Genomic DNA, 21241 nt, shown 5'->3' with positions numbered 1-21241 from the left:
TATTGAATTGTCTGTACGATCCAATACAAAGGCATTACTTATTCATGTTTCCACGTGATTATTTTATTCCGTTATTTTAGATACTCATTCTCGATCTAATACTTTGGTTTTATTTACCTTATTTTACCGATGCGATTACGGCTGTTTCTTTGTTGTGACTAGTATTTGGTGTAAGGTGTGCTTTAATCTTTATTGCCTTAGCGTAGGCAAGTACTTTTTTTTACTCAGGAATTCAATGATGTCGCAGACATATCTACAATATCCAGAAATTGATCCTATTGCGATCAGCCTCGGTCCTATCAATGTTTATTGGTATGGACTGATGTATTTACTTGGTTTTTTATTTGCTAATTGGATGGGTAATCGTCAAGCAGCTAAACCGGGAAGTAATTGGAATAAAGAAGAAGTCGGTGATTTATTATTCTATGGTTTCCTTGGTGTGATCCTCGGCGGTCGTATCGGTTATGTATTGTTTTATAATTTTGGGTTATTTTTGGATGATCCAATGTATTTATTCCGCATCACTGACGGTGGCATGTCATTCCATGGTGGTCTGATTGGTGTTCTGTTGGCGTTTGCTTATTTTGGTCGTAAGACCCAGCGTTCATTTTTTGTTATCGCCGACTTTGTTGCGCCTATGGTGCCGTTTGGTTTAGCGGCAGGACGTATCGGTAACTTTATCAATGGCGAGTTATGGGGGCGTGTGACGGATGTGCCTTGGGCGATGATTTTCCCCACTGGTGGTGATTTACCGCGTCATCCTAGTCAGCTATATCAGTTTGCCATGGAAGGCGTATTACTGTTTATCATCTTACAAATATTTGCACGTAAACCGCGTCCTGTTGGGGCCATCTCTGGTCTGTTCTTATTCGGTTACGGTATTTTCCGCTTTGTGGCAGAGTATTTCCGCCAACCAGATTCACAGCTAGGACTGTATTTTGATTTGATTAGTATGGGACAAATTTTATCGACACCGATGATCTTCCTTGGTGCGTTAATTATGTTGATGGCTTATAAAAAACCGACACTGTTTGCAGGTAAACAGAAAAAATAATTATTTATGCAGATAAACAATAAAAAGGGTGTTAACGAAATTAGTTAACACCCTTTTTATTTTAATATGTACGGATATACTTACACCGAAAATGGATATTTTATCGCATCATGATGTTGATAATCGGTTACTTGAAAATCATCCATTGTTACCCAAGTTTCTAAATCTTCAAGAGTTTTAATTTTCGGGTTAATGTGTAATTTTGGTTGCGGTAATGGTTCGCGCTTTAATTGCACGTCACGCATCAGTGCTAGCTGATCTTCATAGATGTGGGCGTTAACAATTTTGTGATAGGCCTGACCAGCTTTGTGACCGGTGATTTGCGCTACCAACGCTAGCAATACATGTACTTGCACCATGTTAAAGTTTAGCCCAAGCGGCACGTCACACGAACGCTGGGTGCTGTTGAGGTATAAAGTATCACCGAGCAGTGAAAAGTGATGGCTATACATGCAAGGACGTAAACAGCCCAGTTCAAACGCCCCTGGGTTGAAGAAGGTTAAGATCTCGCCACGGTTATCAATACCGTTGGATAGGTCATCAATGATTTGACGTAAGAGGTCGACGGTACCTCCGTGTGGTTTTGCCCAGTTACGCGCACATGCACCATACACATAACCCATGTCATCTTTACCTTTACGGTGTGGGTTTGCTAACCAAGCTGGGTTGTCATTGGCATTGGCATCCCAAGTTTTGGTACCTAATGCCCGAAAATCTGCGGCGTTATCATAACCACGGATGTAACCAATGATCTCGGCAATCGCTGATTTCCAAAAACTTTTACGTGTGGTGACTAATGGAAATTCATTATTCGCCACATCATAAGTGAGATCAGCATTGATTACGGTTAAACAGCGTTTTCCGGTACGTTCATTCTCTACCCAAACACCTTCGTTCACTATTCTGTTACATAAATCAAGATACTGTTTCACTGTGTTAATCCTTCGATGCATAAACTAAAATCGGAGGATCTTGACATAAATTGGGAATTTAATCAAAATAAGAAACTATTCCTGACCTGATATCCACGATAGTAAAGGGTGATAATTTATAATTAGACGTGTTCGCGTTGCAGTGCTGGTGCGTTAAAACGTTTTTTATTCTTATCTGTAAACTGGGTAAGGTCTAATACGATCAAACCATCGATACAATGATTAAAATTCGGGTCAATATTAAAATCAAATATCTGTACCCCGCCTGGTTTACATAACTTGGTGTATTGTTTAAACAAGGTTGGCACACTGAAGCCCATATGATTAAGCTGCGCCTTTAAAATCGCCATCCCTTCCTCTGCATCAGAGTCAGCAAATAAATCGATTAAACGTAAGCGTGCTTCTTCTGACAAACGAAATGGCATACTGGCACTGGCAATATTGTTCGAATTACCGTAGAAGTGCTGATAATAATAGACCAAAAACTCTTTTGCTGGCTGAGAATAGCTGTTGCTGATACTGACTGTCCCAAATAAATAACGACAATCACAGTGCTGAATAATGTATTCCATGATCCCTAGCCACAAGTATTCTAGACTGCGCGTTCCCCAATATTTTGGTTGAATAAAGCTACGACCGAGTTCAATACCCGCGGCTAGATAAGGCGTCATTGCTGCGTGATAGTTAAACAGGGTAGCGCTGTAAAGTTGCTGCTGTACATTAACGAAATCAACTTTATTGGTTTCTAGCAAACGATAGGCACCGATTAACTCAAGTTCTTTATCATCCCACAGTAGGATATGCACATAAGAGTTGTCGTAGATATCTACATCTCGGCGTTCGCCAGTACCTTCGCCAACCAATCGGAATGACTCTTCGCGTAAACGACCTATTTCGCGCATGATAGTGGAGGTTGCTCGATGGCGGTAGCAGTATATTTGTTTACCATCACGAGTTTCACTGATTTTCTGGCAAGCGTGTATTTCACTGCGTAATAATGCTTTATTTTCAGGGTGAGCAATGGCCGACTGGGTACTGAAAATGGACGGTTTGTCTTTGGTTAAGCGGTATAAATGTTTGCGAAATAATGCTGTTTTGGTATTAATAGGTAAATCTAATGATTGATAGGTTTGATAATTAATCTGCTCGCCAATACGGATTGAGACGCAGTTGTGTGCGTGTTTAAACATCTCCCGGATCAACCATAAGGTCGAAATTGGTTTCGATACCATAGATAAGGTATAAAAAAACAATGAATTTTTAGCATTGATATAAATGGGAATAATCGGGGCTTGGGCGCTACTGGCAATGCGTAAAAAACCATTACGCCATTTACCGTCTTTAACTCCTTGTGGGCTGATGCGTGAGACTTCGCCCGCAGGAAACATAATAATCACCCCTTCATCTTTGAGATGGTCTTTTATGGCTTGTAAGCGTCCGCTGGCCGTACCGCCATTCATATTATCAACCGGTAATAAATAATCTCTCACGGGCTTGATGATCATGAGCATGTCATTGGCCACGACCTTTACGTCTGGACGGATTGTACTGACCATTTTCAGTAGCGCCATGCCATCAAGCGTACCTATGGGGTGATTGGCGATGATCACTGCTTTACCGGTTGCCGGAATACGTTCTATCTCATTGGGACGTACTGAATAGCTAAAGCTAAAATGTTCGAATACTTGTTCGATAAACTCGATACCCGTGAGATGAGCATAGGTTTCACCAAATTGACGTAATTCGCGTTCATGGAACAGCAGTCTGAGTGTTGCCAGTATAGGTTTGGCAATGAGACGGGTACTTTTTTTTTGCAAAAAATCCGGATAACGTTGGTTTATTTCCGCTTCTATGTTGAGCATAATCTTCATCCTTTAGATTATTGTTGGTTGTTATCATAGAAGCTTGAGGTGACGTTTTTAGTGGTTTTATATGGCGATTGAGTGACGGTTTGGGATTCGATGTGTGAGCCAGTGCCATATTTTATCGCAGATCCACTGGCTGTCATCTAAGGGTAAATCGTGGCCTGCGGTTGGGTGATAATGGATTGGACAATGCCATTGCGTGGCGATGGCAGTGCTGCAACGCACATCAACGAGTTGATCATGGGTGCTTGCCAGTAATAAAATATGTTCAATGGGTGCAGTCGAAGGTGGGCTATAACGACTTGCAGCATACAGTTGGCGCAAGGCGTTTTGACGACTTACCGGTTGTTGCTCTGCGTAATCACACCAACGTTGAATTAATGCTTGGTTATGGTGTTGGGTGTGACTGGTCATGTTTAAAATGAGTTGTTCTTGCTGTAACGAATGGCTGCAGAGTATGCGTATCAGCGTCGTGATGTTATTGGGCTTTAAGCGCTGATAGAGCGGGCTGAATTGTTTAAAACTAGTATTAATAAACACCATGCCATCAATTTCATGGGGAAAAAGGGCAGCCCATTCGGTTGCTATCATGCCACCCATTGAAATGCCGAGTAGGTGAATCGGGTAGTTGATATCTGGGTTCTGCAGTCTAAATGTTTGCCTGAGTTGCAGGGTTATATCGGTGATCGAGGTTGGCGTAAATTGTGCCCATGTAGTGCCTGTACCCGCAATGTCGCCACAAAAAACTTGGCAATTAAGTCGTTGTGCGAGTTTAACGGGAAAGTCTTCCCAGTGCAGCTGTTGACGGCATAACCCCCGTATTAATAACCAAGTCGGTGTTGTTTTGTTATCCGTTGATGACGTTATCAAACTATTCGGTATACCAGAGCGATGTTGCATCGGCATGGTTACTTTCCTTGTTTAGTTGTGGGAGCCAGTGCGTATAAGAGCCAGTTACCTTGATTAAAAACTCCATCAGTACATGGTGCTGTCGTAATACCCGCTTAATACGGTGCGGTTGAATGGGGTGGAAAATACCCGTGGATTGAAATATTTGCAGTGGGTTTTTTTTGATCCACGTCCATGATCCCATTTCTAATGTGAGTGGTAAAAAGGTGGTGTTGAGTGTCAGCGATTGGTCGTATAAGTAGTCCCACAGATCGCCATGGGTCATGTAATTACGTGCTTGCGGCTCAAATACATAATCTTGGTGTGGGTAGGTTTCAATCAGCATTTTTCGCAGTTTAAATATTTCTGCAAGGTGCGGAATCGGCTGTTTTGATTTGGCGTAAGGGAACCAGATCTGGTTATTAAAACCAAAACCGGAATGAAAATCTAACGCAATGCTAAAGGGGGCCGTTAATAATTGTTGCCTGATATGTTCCACCAATACCCGCGATTCGGGTTGCATGGCTTGGCCTTTTTTACCGCGATACCAAGGCAGCATATTACTAATGCGTTGACCGCCAACCAGCCAAGGTACACTCCCCACAGCATCTATCGGTGCGTTACGCATTAAATCGACGCCATTCCCATTGGCGCGACTATTATTAAGCATCCCAATCGGGTTCATCAGTGGCAAGAATAGCAGCTTTACGTGACGGAGTTCTTGGTGCAGTGATTGGTCCCACTTCAATCGCCTAATGAGGCTCTCAAACAACGCTAAGATTACTTGTGTTCCAATACGTTCAACACCATGGATACCACCAATAAAGGCGATCACCGGTGCATTGGGCGCTTGTGAGCCCATACTCACGGAATACACAGGGTAGCTGGCGTTGTTAGTTGATACATGGGTTAACACTTGACTATGCAGGTGTTTCCCCCCTAGTGCTATCAGCGTTTCTAACTGGTCGAGTTCGGGTAACGATGGCTGTTGTTGGATTGTTAAGGGCATTAATAATTACCTAAATAGGATTGGAAAAATAATGAATGCATACCAATATAGCGAAATTGAAAAATTTAAAGGTTAAATCTTTGTGAATTTTCTATACTAGATCTATGTGATTGATGCTTTTGATTATTTTTTCAATGTAAACGCCCAATAACAAGCAAGGAGGCGATTTGTATAAATCTTTAACGCAATTCTTACACACTGAGATCCAAATACGAGTGGCCGATATTGATATCAATAAATCATTCAGTCATTGGATTAATGATGGTCTGATGGCGGTATGCTCGTCCCCGCACTGGTGTGGTGATTGGTTTTGCTATTCCTCTGTATCGTTAACTAATATTCAATTCTCGGATATGGCTTCGGTACTGCCTATAGGTGTGGCGCTGGGACTCTTCATTGGTAAACCTTTGGGTATTTTTAGTATCAGTTGGTTCGCGGTGAGGTTTAAAATTTCGACGTTACCGGAGGGCGTTAATCTGAAACAGGTTTTCGCAGTATCCGTGTTGTGCGGTATTGGTTTTACGATGTCGATGTTCATTACATCATTAGCGTTTACTGACCCTGTGATGGCGGATCTGGCGCGTTTAGGGATATTGCTGGGTTCGACGTTGGCAGCGGTATTTGGTTATTATTTACTTGCTTGCGCGACCACCACTGAAAAAAAGATAGACATTGAAGAGGAATCGCCTGGATAGGAAAAAATATATCAGGTTAATACGACATGTTATTTTTTAGATATAAAAAAACCAGCCGAAGCTGGTTTTTCATTATCGTATTAAAGCAATAATTAAAGTGCTTTGATCTTAGCAGAAAGACGGCTCTTAATACGAGCAGCTTTGTTTGCGTGGATCAGGCCTTTACAAGCCATACGATCAAGAATCGGTTGTGCAGTAATAAATGCAGCAGTCGCTTCTTCTTTGTTACCAGCAGCGATAGCTACGATAATTTTCTTAGTTAGTGTACGCATCATAGAACGACGTGAAGTGTTGTGCTTACGACGTTTTTCAGATTGGATTGCGCGTTTTTTAGCAGACTTGATATTAGCCAAGGTCCTACTCCTAAATGTCTAAAGACGTTAATTTTATAAAGGCGAGGAATATGCCTTGCCTAACGAAATTTGTCAATATTTTTGTGTAAATAACAGGCAAAATATTGGCAACTAACTGCAATGACAGTTAAGATGTGGGACGTATTTTAGCAGTAAATGTGCCCCACGAACAGGGCTTGATTGACATAAAAGGTATTTCTTGAGTAATAAATTAATAAAATCTGGCCTTATCGTCAGTTCAATGACCATGATCTCACGTATTTTAGGGTTAGTTCGAGATGTTATTGTTGCAAATTTAATGGGCGCAGGTGCCGCTGCCGATGTTTTCTTCTTCGCCAATAAGATCCCTAATTTTTTACGTCGGCTTTTCGCTGAAGGTGCATTTGCACAGGCTTTCGTGCCCGTTCTGACCGAATATCAACAGACTGGTGATAAACAAAAGGTGCGGGACCTTATTGCGTCCGTGTCGGGTACCTTGGGTGTTTTAGTGACCATTGTTACTTTTTTTGGGGTAATAGGTTCGCCATTAATTACCATTCTCTTTGGTGCTGGTTGGTTTGTTGATTGGCTTAATGATGGACCCGATGCTCACAAGTTTGAACTTGCCTCATTTATGCTGAAAATCACTTTTCCTTATTTGTGGTTTATTACTTTTACCGCATTATCTGGTGCAATTTTAAACACTTTGGGTAAATTTGCTGTTGCTGCCTTTACCCCTGTGTTTTTAAATATTGCCATTATTGGTGCGGCATTGTTCATCGCACCTAAGCTAGAACAGCCTGAAATAGGGCTCGCTATCGGGGTATTCATCGGTGGTGCAATGCAGTTTTTATTTCAAATCCCGTTTTTAGCAAAACAGAAGATGTTAGTGAAGCCACGTTGGGGCTGGCGTGATCCTGGCGTGACTAAAATCCGTAAACTCATGATACCGGCGATGTTTGGGGTATCAGTAAGCCAAATCAATTTATTGTTTGATACCTTTATTGCCTCATTTTTAATGACGGGTTCGATTAGTTGGCTATATTACTCGGATCGGTTACTGGAATTTCCGCTTGGTTTGTTCGGTATTGCCATCGCGACCGTTATTTTACCCGCACTGTCTCGAACGCATTCTGAACATTCTGATCACCAGTTTAAGCAAACCATGGATTGGGGCGTAAGAGTGGTTCTATTGTTAGGTACTCCGGCGATGATGGGCATGATAGTACTGGCTAGTCCCATGCTTAAAGTGTTGTTTATGCGTGGTGAGTTTAGTGCTAATGATGTATCCATGGCCTCGATGAGTTTGATGGCTTATGGCTCGGGTTTACTCAGTTTTATGTTGATTAAGGTACTTGCCCCGGGTTATTACGCGCGCCAAGATACCCGCACACCGGTTAAGTTTGGCATTATTGCGATGATCAGTAATATGGGCTTTAATATCATCTTAGCGATCCCATTTGGTTATGTTGGTTTAGCACTGGCGACGGCGGGCTCTGCGACTTTAAATGCGGGGTTGTTATATTGGGGGTTACACAAACAAGGTGTGTACCAGGTCAATACCGCTACCGGCAAGGTGATCGCCAAGTTGTTCTTGTCTGCGGGCTTAATGGCTGGCTTAGTGCAGTATATTAAACCCGACATGCAGCAATGGTATGACTGGGGTCTGTTAGACAGTAGTTTATGCCTGCTAGGGCTCATTGGATTGGCTGTAATAAGCTATTTTATGGCTTTATTGGTACTTGGTTTACGCCCGCGACATTTTAAAATTACTGACTGAGTACAAATTGTTGCTGACCCTGTGCGTTGACTAAGTTATAATTTATCATTTTAGTGGAATAGTTGGCAAAGACATGGAGCTGATTCGAGGCATTCACAATTTGAAGCCACATCATCAAGGGTGTGTTTTAACTATCGGTAACTTTGATGGCGTTCATCTCGGGCACCAATCAGTATTACGACAGTTAATCGAAAAAGCGCAGCAATTGAATTTGCCAGCAACGGTGATGACATTTGAACCGCAGCCACTAGAGATGATCATTGGCGATAAAGCACCTGCGCGATTAACACGCTTACGTGATAAATATGCCGCATTAAAAGATCAACATATTGATCAGCTATTGTGTGTTAATTTTAATCGTAAATTTGCGGCATTGTCTGCGGATGAATTTATTACCCAGTTGTTAGTGAATAAATTAGGCATTAAGTATTTAGTCGTGGGTGATGATTTCCGTTTTGGCCATAAGCGTACGGGTGACTTTGCTATGTTGCAAGCTGCTGGTGCCAAGTATGGTTTTGACGTGGTGAGCATGGATACCTTTAGCATTGCTCAAACGCGTGTGAGCAGTACCATGATCCGCGACGCATTAGCACACGACAACCTTGATTTAGCCGCCGAACTATTGGGCCGACCATTCAGTATTTTTGGTAAGGTAGCTCACGGTACTAAATTAGGGCGTACTATCGGTTTTCCGACCGCTAATATCCCATTAAAACGCTGCGTAGACCCTATTAATGGCGTCTATGTAGTTGAAGTGTTAGGTATCAATGATGATGCCATACAGGGCGTTGCCAACATTGGCAAACGTCCTACAGTTGGCGGCGTACGTACCCAATTGGAAGTTAATTTATTTAATTTTGATGGCGACCTTTACGGCAAACAGCTCGAGGTTGTCCTGAAGAAAAGATTACGCGGCGAACAGAAATTTGCATCGTTTGATGTACTTCGCCAGCAAATAGAACGAGATGTCATTGCAGCCAAAACCTTTTTTGGCTTGTCAGTTTAATTTTTAATAATACCAATAACGGAATTAGGATACATGAGCGAATATAAAAAAACGCTGAACCTGCCAAAAACTGGCTTCGCAATGCGCGCTAACTTAGCAAACCGCGAACCAAATATGTTGAAGCAGTGGACTACTGATGATTTATACGGAAAAATCCGTGCTGCTAAGAAAGGTAAAAAAACCTTTATTTTGCACGATGGACCTCCTTATGCGAATGGCAGCATTCACATTGGTCACTCAGTCAATAAGATCCTGAAAGACGTTATTATTAAAGCCAAAGGCTTGTCTGGATTTGATGCACCTTATATCCCTGGTTGGGATTGTCACGGCCTGCCTATCGAATTAATGGTAGAAAAGAAAGTGGGCAAACCTGGTCGTAAAGTAACGGCTGCACAGTTCCGCGAAGAATGTCGTAAATATGCGACTAAACAAGTTAACGGTCAACGTCAAGACTTTATCCGTCTTGGTGTATTAGCCGATTGGCAGAATCCGTACCTCACAATGGATTTCAACACTGAAGCAAACATCATTCGTGCTTTAAGTAAAGTCGTTGCCAATGGTCACTTACAAAAAGGTTCTAAACCTGTTCATTGGTGTACAGACTGTGGTTCTGCATTGGCAGAAGCTGAAGTTGAATACGAAGATAAAAAATCACCGGCTATCTATGTTCGTTTCACCGCGCAAGATCAAGCAGCAGTGAAAGCGGTATTTGGTAGTAATGTTGAAGGCTTAGTATCAACTGTTATCTGGACCACAACACCTTGGACATTACCTGCTAACCGCGCGGTTGCATTAGCAGAAAAAGTTGAATACTCGTTAGTTAACATGGTCACTGAATCGGGTTCACAACAGTTAATTCTAGCAACGGACTTAGTTGAGTCTTGCATGGCGGTGTTCGCACCTGAAAGCTTCACTACGCTGGGTACTTGTACTGGTGCGGCGCTAGAAAACTTACGCTTTAACCACCCGTTCTATGATTTCGACGTACCGGCTATTTTAGCAGACCACGTAACGACTGACGCGGGTACTGGTGTTGTTCATACTGCACCTGGCCACGGTCAAGAAGATTACGTGGCTGGTCTACGTTACAATCTCGAAATTGCCAACCCTGTTGGTAACAACGGTGTTTACCTTGAAGATACGCCGTTATTTGCGGGTCAACACGTATTTAAAGCCAATGATAATGTGATTGAAGTACTTACCGAAAAAGGTGCGTTACTAAACCACCAAATAATTAAACACAGCTATCCACATTGCTGGCGCCATAAAACGCCAATCATTTTCCGTGCTACACCACAATGGTTCATCAGCATGGAACAAAATGGTCTGCGTAAGGCGGCCATGGGCGAAATTAAAAATGTGAAATGGGTACCTTCTTGGGGTAAAGAACGTATCGAAAGCATGGTAACTAACCGCCCTGACTGGTGTATTTCTCGTCAGCGTACGTGGGGTGTACCAATTTCTTTATTCGTGCATAACGAAACACAAGAACCGCATCCACGTTCAGCTGAGCTAATGGAAGATATTGCTAAGTTAGTTGAGCAGAAAGGCATTCAAGCGTGGTGGGACCTTGATCCGGCCGATCTCCTCGGTGATGACGCTGTTAACTATACCAAAGCACCTGATACCGTCGATGTATGGTTCGATTCGGGCTCAACGCACTTCTCTGTGGTTGATGCACGTAAAGAATACGCGGGCGCAGAGATCGACCTTTATCTTGAAGGGTCTGATCAACATCGTGGTTGGTTCCAATCATCATTGATGATCTCGACGGCTATTCACGGTAAAGCACCTTACAAAGAGGTATTAACACACGGTTTCGTGGTCGATGCGAAAGGCCGTAAGATGTCTAAATCTATTGGTAACGTAATGGCGCCGCAAGACGTAATGAACCGCCTTGGTGGTGACGTGCTACGTTGGTGGGTTGCAAGTACCGATTACACAGGTGAAATGACAGTCTCTGATGAGATCTTAGATCGCAGTGCCGATGCTTACCGTCGAATTCGTAATACGGCACGTTTCTTACTGTCGAATCTAGACGGTTTTAACCCAGAAACTGATCTTGTCGCAACAGCAGATATGGTGGCACTGGATCGTTGGGCTGTGGGTCGTGCACACGCACTACAAACTGAAATCCTAGCAGACTATGAAAGCTATCAAATGCAGAATGTGACGCAAAAGCTAATGACATTCTGTTCAATTGACTTAGGTAGTTTCTACTTAGATATTATTAAAGATCGCCAGTACACTGCAAAATCAGATGGTGTTGCACGTCGTAGTTGTCAAACTGCGATGTTCCATATCTTGGAAGCTATGGTTCGTTGGACTGCGCCAATTCTAAGTTTCACATCGTTTGAAATTTGGAATGCAATGCCAGGTGAACGTGCTGAGTATGTATTTACTGAAGAATGGTACACCGGTCTAGCACCACTTGCAGACGATGCTGAACTGAACAACGCTTACTGGACCAAGCTACAAGCGGTTCGTAGTGAAGTGAATAAGACTGTTGAACTAGCACGTAGCAATGCGGTTGTCGGTGGTTCACTGCAGGCTGACGTAACGCTGTATGCGAATGCAGAATTAGCGGCTGATCTTGATAAATTAGGTGATGAACTTCGTTTCGTACTGCTGACGTCAAACACGACCGTTGTTGCGGTAACAGAAGCGCCTGCAGGCGTTGAAGCAAGCGCTATTGACGGTTTATGGATTAGCATTGCTAAGAGTGACGCTGAGAAGTGTGAGCGTTGCTGGCACCATAACGAAACAGTAGGTCAGTCAGAAGCGCATCCTACTATTTGTGCGCGTTGTGAAGACAACATCGAAGGTGAAGGCGAGAAACGTCAATTTGCTTAATCGCTAGTGTGTTCATTACGCTTATGCTAATTGCAGAGTGTAAGTACAGCGCGAGTAAAGAAGGGTAATAACCATTAAGTTGTTATTATCGTTCACATAGAATGCCTACTGTGTACTGGTTAGCTTAATCAGTGTAAACACAGTAGGCATTTTTTTATGGATAAAAGCTTAACCCATGTCATGAAAATGATATGATTGTTAACAATCTATTTAAAGATGCTGGACTGATAGTGATAACAATGCTGTCGTGGCATGACATTTATCGTCATTACGTTGACGTATCAAAGGATAATAATGACCGTAGGCACATACAAGAGAACGGGATTAATTTGGCTGTGGCTAGCCGTTATTGCATTTTTTATTGATTTGGGTACCAAGTCTTTTGTAGTCAGTCATTTTCAATTAGGTGAATCGGTAAATATATTACCTATATTCAATTTCACCTATGCACGTAACTATGGTGCCGCCTTTAGCATGCTTGCTGACGCAGGTGGTTGGCAACGTTGGTTCTTTGGCGTGATCGCGGTATCGGTTTCTGGCTTGTTGATTTATTGGTTAAAGCAACAATCAGCCAAGCAATATTGGAGCAACATTGCTTATGCGCTCATTTTAGGGGGTGCATTAGGCAATTTATATGACCGTATTATTCACGGATATGTAATCGATTTTTTACATGTGTATTGGGATACCAGCCATTTCCCAATCTTTAATTTAGCAGACACCTGGATCTGTATTGGTGCCGCGATGTTGATCTTGGAAGCCATTATGGAAAGCAAAAATGACAAGGAATCATCAAATGACAGTTAACGTAGCAACAATTGGCGATGATAGCCAAGTACTCATGCATTTCACTATTACTTTAGCAGACGGTTCTGTTGCAGATAGTACCAAACTACAAGGTAAACCAGCTAAGTTAGTGATTGGTGATGGCAGTTTAACCCCTAATTTTGAGCGTTGTTTACTCGGTTTAACTGTTGGCGATAAGAACAAGTTTGAACTGCAACCAGAAGATGCGTTCGGACAGCCGAATCCAGATAATATTTACTACTTAGACCGGGCTAAGTTTACGGAAGTGAAAGCGGAAGTAGGCTTAATTGTTGGTTTTACTCAGCCAGATGGCGCTGAGTTACCCGGTATGATCCGTGACGTGATTGGTGACTCGGTCACTGTCGACTTTAATCATCCGTTGGCTGGACAAATCGTGACGTTTGAAGTTGAAATTTTAAAAATTAATGCAGAATAAATAAGGTTGATGATGGAAATTTTACTCGCTAATCCTCGTGGGTTCTGTGCTGGTGTGGACCGTGCTATTAGCATTGTGGAACGTGCACTTGAGTTATTTGAAACCCCTGTTTATGTACGTCATGAAGTTGTACATAACCGTTATGTGGTTGATGGCCTAAAAGAGAACGGTGCTGTTTTTGTCGAAGATCTTGATGAAGTGCCAGATGGTCGTGTGGTTATTTTTAGTGCACACGGGGTATCAAAAGCAGTGCAAGCTGAAGCTAAACGTCGTGACTTAAAGGTATTTGATGCTACTTGCCCATTAGTAACAAAAGTCCACATGGAAGTAACACGTGCCAGTCGCCGTGGTATTGAATGTGTATTGATCGGTCATAAAGGGCACCCCGAAGTCGAAGGCACTATGGGTCAGTATGATAATGCTGATGGTGGTATGTATCTGGTTGAGTCGATCGCTGATGTGGCAGCATTAGACGTTAAAGATATGGCAAACCTAACTTACAGTTCGCAGACGACGTTATCGGTAGATGATTGCTCTGGCATCATTGACGCACTGCGTGAGCGTTTTCCTGCGATCAAGGGGCCACGTAAAGATGATATTTGTTATGCAACACAGAATCGTCAGGATGCGGTGTCTAAATTAGCGGGCATGGTTGACATTATGTTTGTGGTTGGCTCGAAAAATTCATCGAACTCGAACCGTTTACGTGAGAAGTCTGAAAACCTTGGTGTACCGTCTTACTTGATTGATAATGCTGATGATATTGATCCGGTATTATTGGAAGGTAAGCTCAAAGTCGGTGTTACTGCGGGTGCATCTGCACCGAAGATCTTAATCGATCAAGTGGTTGAAAAATTGAAAAGTTGTGGTGGCAAGTTGGTGACTGAAGTGGAAGGTCGTGCCGAAAATACGATATTTGAAGTGCCTGCTGAATTACGTATCAAACAAGTAAATTAATCATCATGACGAAGCAGCTCGTTTAGTTATCGGCTGAACGAGCTTTGTTTTATCCCCTCCCTTTTTCTCTCTTAATACCTCTGACTCACACTAGCTATGTTATTCGTATTGCCTTTCTTGGCTCTATTCCATTGAACCATTGACCTAATTCAATGTTATGTCTCACAGAATGAAAGTGCATTGTGTTTACATGAATTGAACATTTGTGTAACATGATAAAGTAAAAATTATTAAAGTGAGTTAAGTATGCGATCTAGAACGGAATCTGGATTCAGTCTCATTGAAGTGATGATCACATCATTCATCCTTGCCGTTGGCCTGTTGGGCATAGTGGCATTGCAAGGGATTGCGAAGAAATCATTAGCAGATACAGACAAGCAAATTCAAGCCTCTTTTCTTGCGCGTACCGCGTTGGAAGAATTACGCGCGGATACCCGTTGGCTTACAGCCTATTCCAGCGCTGCCCAAAACACCATCATCACCGACATTCTCACGAATGCAGCCAGTTCTGCGTCACTCAATAATATGGCGTTATGCCGTAATATTACAGGTTTAGGTTCAGGCTCTGGAACCGTCACCTTCGCGGTGAGTTGGCAGATTCAAAACGCAGCAAGTTCATCAGGAGCTGTTAATGGCGCTGCATGCGGTCAGGCAATCAGTAATCGCCGACAAGTGGTATTAACCAGTTTGATCTCGGAGGCTATATGACAGTGAAGCAAGCGGGTTTTAACTTAGTTGAACTGATTATTTCGATGGTAATTGGTTTAGTGCTTATGATGTCTATCACAACTATGTTTGTGGATACGAAGGTATCGGCTAACCGCTCTTCGACCGTATCTAGCTTACAGCAGCAGGCACAGCTAGCGCTGCAGGTCTTAGTCGAAGATGTGCGCAGTATTGGCAGTTGGGCTGAGTTTTCGGGGGAAGGATTGACGGGTGTACCGTCTGCGGTTGCTACCGCTATTGCTGATGGAGGCTGTAATATGCTACCCGCAAGTGTTGCAAGTAGTACTAGTGGGATCACGGCAGGTGCGAATGTAAGCACCGCAGGTTGCCTTGCTACTGGCTTTACTATTACGGATGATAGTGATGTTTTATTTATCGCACGTGTCCGAGGTACCATAATCGCTTCTGGTGCGGTAAGTTCTAATGGCAACTATGTAGCTATTTCATCTTATCAAGCGACATCATTTAAAGGTAGTACCCTCCCTAATATTGAAAACGCCCTTATATACCCTTATATACACCATACCTATTTTACACAAAATCACGCCTCAGAAGGTTCGAGATTAAGTCGTTTCAGTTTTATTGATAATGCATTTGTTAATGATTTCGTGGTGAATAACATTGAACGTATTCGCATTAATTTTGGCGTTGATAGCAATGGCGATGGTCGCGCGAATAGCTATATCGAGAGCAGTGGCATTACCAGGTTAATGTGGAATAGTAATCAAATTGTCGCCGCGCGCATTTATGTACTCGCTCGCGCTAAAAATAAAGATCTGACCTTAAATAACAATGATGCTTTTAATGACAGATTTACGCCTTTTGATCCACCGAATGATGATAACTATCGCCGTTTTTTATTAAGTACAACGGTCGTTATCATCAATAACATGATGGCGGTGACACAATGAAAAATCAGCAAGGCATTACCTTATTTATCGTGATCATTATATTGGTTGTTTTGACGTCATTAGCTGCTGCGGTGATCACTGAAACGCGATTGGGGCAAAACGCCATTGGCTTAACCCAAGAAAAGTTAGCCAATGAGCAAGAGTTATTAGGCGGCTTTAGCGAAGTGATGAGTAATCCTAATTTAATCAATGACATTATGGAGTTAACTGCAACCGCTAGCTCAGCACTTCGTGTTATTCAATCTCCAGGTATTATCGTGGGACTCACTCAGCGTGGAGAAGGATACTGCAAGCGCAGTGCAAATGCGTCGAGCATTAATCTAATTAACTGTCGGTTTGTGAAAATGGATTTTTCACAAAATAATACTCGTCGAGTTCAGGGCCTAGCTATGACGGCGGGTGTAGAGCAACCATTTTTGGCTGCACAAAATAAATAGAGGTTAGGTAATGAAAAGGATTTTCAAACCAGTAAGTGTCATCTTGTTCGCTATATCAAGCCTCAGCGTTATTGCTGATGAAAGTGAGATTTATCAAGCTGAATTAAAAAACAGAGAACCACAAGTTCTTATTATTCTAGATACATCTTCTCACATGAAAGATAAAGTTGATTATCCTTACCCTAATCGATATGACCCGCATATTGCTTATCCCCCAGTATCTGACACCTTGGGTGAAAAGTTGGCAGATAACTTATTTGGAGATGAATTTTATTATTACTCTAAAGCAGCAGCCGCTACTAATTTAGAGCATGATTCTTTAGTTACCATTGCAAAAGAAGGATTAGCAAATCCAGAAACTGCTTTAAACCCGACATATACTAGTTTTGTTAATACGATCCCTCGTCTTGGTTCTAATGATAAATTTGAATCTGTAGAGATGAATTGTTATTCGGCTTTGGAGGATTTGGATGGGGCTTTGGGGGCGTTTGGAAATAGCTATAAAAGATGGCTTCATTATTCATCAAGCTTATTCACCGGTATACGTTATAAATGGTTAGAGCTTGCTGAAGAAAGTGATATTTTTTACAATTATGTTGAATGTGCTAAAGATATAGATAATAGCGTAATAAAAAATCCTGGTTATGAACATAACCAAATAATTTCCCGTCCTGAAGGCGATTACCAAGGTACAGATGTAAATGGGGATGATATATATTCTGGAGATGGAGTGAATGATAATTATGCAGAAGACTCAAATAGACAAGGCTATCCAGTAGCCGATGCAGAAAGAATTTTAGATTTAACTAATCTTGGTAATGGAACTTTGGATTCTATTTGGAATGCTGGATATGGTAGTACGCCTTATCCAATAACAGGGTCAGAATATAAAGCTTACGTCTATTCTGAAAATTTAGTTAAGTGGGCCGAGCTAGCTAAAAATGGCAGTGTTGTTGATGGTAACTTCATGCTGTCCAATTTACAAATAGCAAAGAAAGTTATCCTAGATTTGATGTTGGATACAACGGATATAAAAACAGGCCTAGAAGTTTTTAATTCAAATGAAGGTTATAAAACTTGGTCTAAGATTGCAAATAATCATGGCGGCCGAATTTTATCTGGTATTCAAACTTATGATACTAATTCAGCTCGTGTACTTAAAGATAAAGTCGGTGATATTCTGACGACCAGAATGAATCGTTCTGCACTTTGTGAGAGTTTATACGAAGGGTATTTATATCTTTATGGTAAACAGATTAAATATGGGGATAAATTTTCTCTGTTATCTAGACCTAATCGAGATCGTAGCGTTGAAGAAGGTGATCGCAATAACCGTAAATATATAAACCCATTAATGGAATGGAGTCAAACTTGTCAAACCGAGGCATATATTATTATTGTGTCTCCTGGTTATCATGATGTCACGGACTCACCCTTTAACTTTTTTGACTGTGTTGGTCCTATTGATGCGCATGATCACGATGATGATGCAAATTCAGATATTATGAGTTTACCGAATGCCGACGTAAGCAAAGCTGTTGAGATGGCCGACATTGATTGTAAGAAAAACTATATGCCTGTTCTGTCGCACTGGCTCGCAACCAATGATATGAACCCTAGTACGCCCGATGTAACTGAACGTATTATTACTTATACTGTGGGTATTGGCACTGTCGATGAGAGTGGTAATACAAGGATTCCGGCAGCGAATGAAAACTTACTCGATAAGACTGCTAAAGGCGGAGGGGGTAAATATTATCGTGCATCTGATGCTAACGCGTTGAAAACTCAGTTGCTAAATGCTTTCGCTGATATAAGAGCAAGGCAGAATAGCACTGCAAGTAACGTCGGTACTTCTATCGATTCAAGTTATGCGACTCAAAATAGCGATAATGTTTATTATTCTATGTTTGAAGCCAATGTCACCAGTCGTTGGATGGGCAATCTGAAGAAATTTAAGGTTACGGATGCTGGCGTTTTGAGTGCTTGGAGTGAACCTGCAACATCTACTGCGGCTCCAGTTTTCAAGGCTGCATTAGCCTCTACGGCTTCAGGTGCGAGTTCGACTACGTATTTTAAGAATTCTGTTTACAGCGGCTGGAGTACAAGCAATAAAACTAACTCGATTAAGTCAGGGGGCGTGGTTGAAGCTTATTCATTACGTTCACCAGTGTCAGGCGCGAGTGCAACATTCAATCCTCGTAAAATATACTTTAACAATGATGATTTGACCGAGCCTTTAGTTGATTTGAATATTGCTAATTTGAAAGAAGCTTATGGACTATCAGCTGATGAGGATAGGGAGCTTGCGATTAAATTGGGTATTGAAGTTGATGTTAATGATTCTGATGATGAAATCCGCCAGCATGTTGCCGAAAATATTAATTGGCTATTAGGGATTGATGCAACAGGGCAAGAATATCGAAAAGATATTTTTGGTGATCCAATGCATTCATCTCCACTTGTCATCCAGTTCGGAACTTCAACCAATCCGGCTTATCCACAAATATTTATTGGTACTAATGCTGGTTTCTTCCATGCATTCGAAGACAAAGGACGAACTGTAGAAGAGAAGTGGGCTTTTATACCGATTAATAAATTGAAGTATGCACTTTCATTACGAGCTAGTGGTGTATTGGCCGCTGGTGTTCAACGTGAATATGGAGTCGATGGTTCTGCTGTTGATATTGAATATTTTGACTCTACACAAGCAAAGCACCTTGTTACATTTGGGATGCGCAGAGGCGGTAGTGCTTATTACACGCTTGATCTTGGTAAAGGCACCGAGCCGCCATCATTGAAATGGAGTGTGGATAGTACAACTCCGGGCTTTACTGAGTTAGGGCAAACGTGGTCTAAACCGGTCGTGACTAAAGTATTCCAAAGTAGTAATGAAAGTGACAATAGTAAGCCGGTATTGATATTTTCTGGTGGGTATGATCCTAGGAAAGATACATGTACTACAGATGATTGCTCTGGTAAAGATACAAAAGGACGGGCTATTTATGTGGTCGATGCGTTAACTGGTGATATCGTTGAATCTTTTACAAGCGCAGATTCTAATCCAAGTAATCATAGTTTTAAAGATAGTATTGCCAGTCAAGTCGCGGTGCTTGATAGTGATGGTGATGGTTATACGGACCGTATTTATGTTGGTGATACCGGTGGTAACATTTATCGAATCGATATGCCCGCAATATTGAATACGTTAGGAACTTCAGTTGATAAAACGAAGTGGAGAGTTCGAAAGCTAGCGAATTTAGGTGGCGATGGCAAAGATGATCGTCGATTTTTTAATGCCCCATCAATTGTTAGAGCAAGAGATGGCCTTAATTTATATGATGGTATCTTATTAGGCAGTGGCGATATTACACGGCCTAATTCGGATAAATCGGTTCAAAATTATTTTTATAATATTAAAGATAGTGATATTTATCCTATAGTTTGGGGGGATAAGGTAGGTGAAAAGCCACTAATTTCTCCGATAGGTGGTGATGACTTAGCGAAAATTTCATATTCAACACCAGTACTTGATCCAAATAATGAAGACATAACACCTTTATCTATACCAATTGATAGTGAAAATAATATTAACGGTTGGCAATTTAAATTGAATGAAGATGATGCCGCTGATGGTATATTAGGCGGTGAGAAGTCGCTAGGTAATGCTGTTGTTATCAATGGCGTGGTTCATTTTAATACCTATACCCCTTTTACTAGTGATTATATTGTTACAGCTGAACAGTGTGTTTTTAATCAATCAGGGAATAGTCATTATTATCAGGTTAATATGAATACTGGTAAAATCAAATTTTATCGCCGTTTATCGAATGTAATAGCAAAAGACCTTACTGTTCATGCTCGAATTTATGATGGTAAATCAGTATTACGTATTTTAGGTGCAGGTAAGGGAGATACTACTGATATCGGAGGAGTGCCAACCCCCACCGGTACTATCGATACTGAGGTAACGTTAAGTCCACGCCCTATCTACCGTTACTTCAATGAGGCTGCCCTATAATGGCAAATAAACAAACCGGTTTTACCCTAGTTGAACTGATGATCGTGGTGGCGATTGTTGGCATCTTAGCGGGTATTGGTTATCCCTCTTACAGTGCTTATATTATGAGTAACAATCGTAATGATGCAAAAACGGCATTGTATAAAGCGCAGTTATTGCAAGAGCAGTTTTATTTAGATCATGGTCAGTATGCAACGTCATTAGCCAGTGGCGCGACGCATACCTTATCTGGATCTGGCTGGCATGATGACAGTGACTATTACAGTTTTGCACTTGGCGCGAGTAGTACTAAAAACAACTATACGATAATCGCGACTGTCGAAGCTGCAAGTACGCAGGAAAATGATACCGATTGTACCTCTTTCACGATTGATCATTTTGGTGTGACGACCTCGTTGAATAGCGAAAATACAGTAACAGCGGATTGCTGGTGATTAGCGTTAAATCATAAGTTTAACAATTTCATCGATTTAATTGCTTGTCTGATTGGCAATTTGAATTTGCTTAGGTATGCTAAGAGTTATATTTAGGG

At 41.7% G+C, this 21241-nt stretch carries 18 protein-coding genes; 13 read left to right on the top strand and 5 right to left on the bottom strand.

Annotated elements, in window-relative coordinates:
* Positions 1–238: 238 nt before the first annotated feature.
* The gene (gene lgt, locus MORIYA_RS11705) at positions 239–1054 is read left to right on the top strand and encodes a prolipoprotein diacylglyceryl transferase (protein ID WP_112715380.1); all 816 of its coding nucleotides are present in this window, start codon (positions 239–241) and stop codon (positions 1052–1054) included.
* Between the two features lie 80 nt (positions 1055–1134).
* Here lgt and MORIYA_RS11700 read toward each other — a convergent pair whose 3' ends face one another.
* From MORIYA_RS11700 to MORIYA_RS11685, 4 genes are all read right to left on the bottom strand, one after another.
* A complete protein-coding gene (locus MORIYA_RS11700; RefSeq protein WP_112715378.1) occupies positions 1135–1986 on the bottom strand; it encodes a thymidylate synthase in 852 nt (283 codons plus the stop codon).
* Positions 1987–2108: 122 nt separating this feature from the next.
* The gene (locus tag MORIYA_RS11695; RefSeq protein WP_112715376.1) at positions 2109–3848 is read right to left on the bottom strand and encodes a GNAT family N-acyltransferase; all 1740 of its coding nucleotides are present in this window, start codon (positions 3846–3848) and stop codon (positions 2109–2111) included.
* 66 nt (positions 3849–3914) lie between these two features.
* Positions 3915–4757: an alpha/beta fold hydrolase gene (locus tag MORIYA_RS11690; protein WP_112715374.1), complete on the bottom strand. Its 843-nt coding sequence runs from the start codon at positions 4755–4757 to the stop codon at positions 3915–3917.
* The gene (locus MORIYA_RS11685) at positions 4723–5748 is read right to left on the bottom strand and encodes a M14 family zinc carboxypeptidase (RefSeq protein ID WP_112715372.1); all 1026 of its coding nucleotides are present in this window, start codon (positions 5746–5748) and stop codon (positions 4723–4725) included. Before MORIYA_RS11685 ends, MORIYA_RS11690 begins: the two co-directional genes overlap by 35 nt.
* Before the next feature lie 167 nt (positions 5749–5915).
* Between MORIYA_RS11685 and MORIYA_RS11680 the strand changes: the two genes are divergently transcribed.
* A complete protein-coding gene (locus MORIYA_RS11680) occupies positions 5916–6443 on the top strand; it encodes a Na+/H+ antiporter NhaA (RefSeq protein WP_232011614.1) in 528 nt (175 codons plus the stop codon).
* Between the two features lie 92 nt (positions 6444–6535).
* Here MORIYA_RS11680 and rpsT read toward each other — a convergent pair whose 3' ends face one another.
* Positions 6536–6796, bottom strand: coding sequence for a 30S ribosomal protein S20 (gene rpsT / locus MORIYA_RS11675; RefSeq protein WP_112715370.1), 261 nt, complete (start codon positions 6794–6796; stop codon positions 6536–6538).
* Positions 6797–6995: 199 nt separating this feature from the next.
* Between rpsT and murJ the strand changes: the two genes are divergently transcribed.
* From murJ to MORIYA_RS11620, 11 genes are all read left to right on the top strand, one after another.
* Complete coding sequence (gene murJ / locus MORIYA_RS11670; RefSeq protein ID WP_112715368.1) at positions 6996–8555, top strand: murein biosynthesis integral membrane protein MurJ; 1560 nt, start codon at positions 6996–6998, stop codon at positions 8553–8555.
* 73 nt (positions 8556–8628) lie between these two features.
* Positions 8629–9561, top strand: a complete 933-nt coding sequence (gene ribF, locus MORIYA_RS21070; RefSeq protein ID WP_112715366.1) for a bifunctional riboflavin kinase/FAD synthetase — start codon at positions 8629–8631, stop codon at positions 9559–9561.
* Positions 9562–9594: 33 nt separating this feature from the next.
* The gene (ileS, locus tag MORIYA_RS11660) at positions 9595–12414 is read left to right on the top strand and encodes an isoleucine--tRNA ligase (RefSeq protein ID WP_112715364.1); all 2820 of its coding nucleotides are present in this window, start codon (positions 9595–9597) and stop codon (positions 12412–12414) included.
* 294 nt (positions 12415–12708) lie between these two features.
* Positions 12709–13221, top strand: coding sequence for a signal peptidase II (lspA, locus tag MORIYA_RS11655; RefSeq protein ID WP_112715362.1), 513 nt, complete (start codon positions 12709–12711; stop codon positions 13219–13221).
* Complete coding sequence (fkpB, locus tag MORIYA_RS11650) at positions 13211–13657, top strand: FKBP-type peptidyl-prolyl cis-trans isomerase (RefSeq protein WP_112715360.1); 447 nt, start codon at positions 13211–13213, stop codon at positions 13655–13657. Before lspA ends, fkpB begins: the two co-directional genes overlap by 11 nt.
* A gap of 12 nt (positions 13658–13669) precedes the next feature.
* A complete protein-coding gene (gene ispH, locus MORIYA_RS11645; protein WP_112715358.1) occupies positions 13670–14614 on the top strand; it encodes a 4-hydroxy-3-methylbut-2-enyl diphosphate reductase in 945 nt (314 codons plus the stop codon).
* A gap of 246 nt (positions 14615–14860) precedes the next feature.
* Positions 14861–15322 carry a type IV pilus modification PilV family protein gene (locus MORIYA_RS11640; RefSeq protein WP_112715356.1) on the top strand — a complete coding sequence of 154 codons (462 nt, stop codon included), beginning with the start codon at positions 14861–14863 and terminating at the stop codon, positions 15320–15322.
* Positions 15319–16251, top strand: coding sequence for a PilW family protein (locus tag MORIYA_RS11635; protein ID WP_112715354.1), 933 nt, complete (start codon positions 15319–15321; stop codon positions 16249–16251). Before MORIYA_RS11640 ends, MORIYA_RS11635 begins: the two co-directional genes overlap by 4 nt.
* Complete coding sequence (locus MORIYA_RS11630; RefSeq protein ID WP_112715352.1) at positions 16248–16688, top strand: hypothetical protein; 441 nt, start codon at positions 16248–16250, stop codon at positions 16686–16688. The genes MORIYA_RS11635 and MORIYA_RS11630 overlap by 4 nt, the downstream gene beginning before the upstream one ends.
* Before the next feature lie 10 nt (positions 16689–16698).
* On the top strand, positions 16699–20709 hold the full coding sequence (locus tag MORIYA_RS11625; RefSeq protein WP_112715350.1) for a pilus assembly protein: 4011 nt from the start codon (positions 16699–16701) through the stop codon (positions 20707–20709).
* Positions 20709–21143 carry a type IV pilin protein gene (locus MORIYA_RS11620; protein ID WP_112715348.1) on the top strand — a complete coding sequence of 145 codons (435 nt, stop codon included), beginning with the start codon at positions 20709–20711 and terminating at the stop codon, positions 21141–21143. Before MORIYA_RS11625 ends, MORIYA_RS11620 begins: the two co-directional genes overlap by 1 nt.
* Positions 21144–21241 lie beyond the last annotated feature (98 nt).

The organism is Moritella yayanosii (assembly GCF_900465055.1).
In the GTDB taxonomy this organism is placed as follows: Bacteria; Pseudomonadota; Gammaproteobacteria; order Enterobacterales; family Moritellaceae; genus Moritella; species Moritella yayanosii.
Note: the sequence above shows the minus strand (reverse complement) of the source record. Positions and strands in the feature narration are given on the sequence as shown.

Excerpts from the sequence above, each read along its gene's own strand:
- ispH (WP_112715358.1), top strand. The coding sequence starts at position 13,670 with ATGGAAATTTTACTCGCTAATCCTCGTGGGTTCTGTGCTGGTGTGGAC.
- MORIYA_RS11635 (WP_112715354.1), top strand. The coding sequence starts at position 15,319 with ATGACAGTGAAGCAAGCGGGTTTTAACTTAGTTGAACTGATTATTTCG.
- fkpB (WP_112715360.1), top strand. The coding sequence starts at position 13,211 with ATGACAGTTAACGTAGCAACAATTGGCGATGATAGCCAAGTACTCATG.
- ribF (WP_112715366.1), top strand. The coding sequence starts at position 8,629 with ATGGAGCTGATTCGAGGCATTCACAATTTGAAGCCACATCATCAAGGG.
- MORIYA_RS11630 (WP_112715352.1), top strand. The coding sequence starts at position 16,248 with ATGAAAAATCAGCAAGGCATTACCTTATTTATCGTGATCATTATATTG.
- MORIYA_RS11695 (WP_112715376.1), bottom strand. The coding sequence starts at position 3,848 with ATGCTCAACATAGAAGCGGAAATAAACCAACGTTATCCGGATTTTTTG.
- lspA (WP_112715362.1), top strand. The coding sequence starts at position 12,709 with ATGACCGTAGGCACATACAAGAGAACGGGATTAATTTGGCTGTGGCTA.
- MORIYA_RS11620 (WP_112715348.1), top strand. The coding sequence starts at position 20,709 with ATGGCAAATAAACAAACCGGTTTTACCCTAGTTGAACTGATGATCGTG.
- ileS (WP_112715364.1), top strand. The coding sequence starts at position 9,595 with ATGAGCGAATATAAAAAAACGCTGAACCTGCCAAAAACTGGCTTCGCA.
- MORIYA_RS11625 (WP_112715350.1), top strand. The coding sequence starts at position 16,699 with ATGAAAAGGATTTTCAAACCAGTAAGTGTCATCTTGTTCGCTATATCA.
- MORIYA_RS11640 (WP_112715356.1), top strand. The coding sequence starts at position 14,861 with ATGCGATCTAGAACGGAATCTGGATTCAGTCTCATTGAAGTGATGATC.
- MORIYA_RS11685 (WP_112715372.1), bottom strand. The coding sequence starts at position 5,748 with ATGCCCTTAACAATCCAACAACAGCCATCGTTACCCGAACTCGACCAG.
- MORIYA_RS11690 (WP_112715374.1), bottom strand. The coding sequence starts at position 4,757 with ATGCCGATGCAACATCGCTCTGGTATACCGAATAGTTTGATAACGTCA.
- lgt (WP_112715380.1), top strand. The coding sequence starts at position 239 with ATGTCGCAGACATATCTACAATATCCAGAAATTGATCCTATTGCGATC.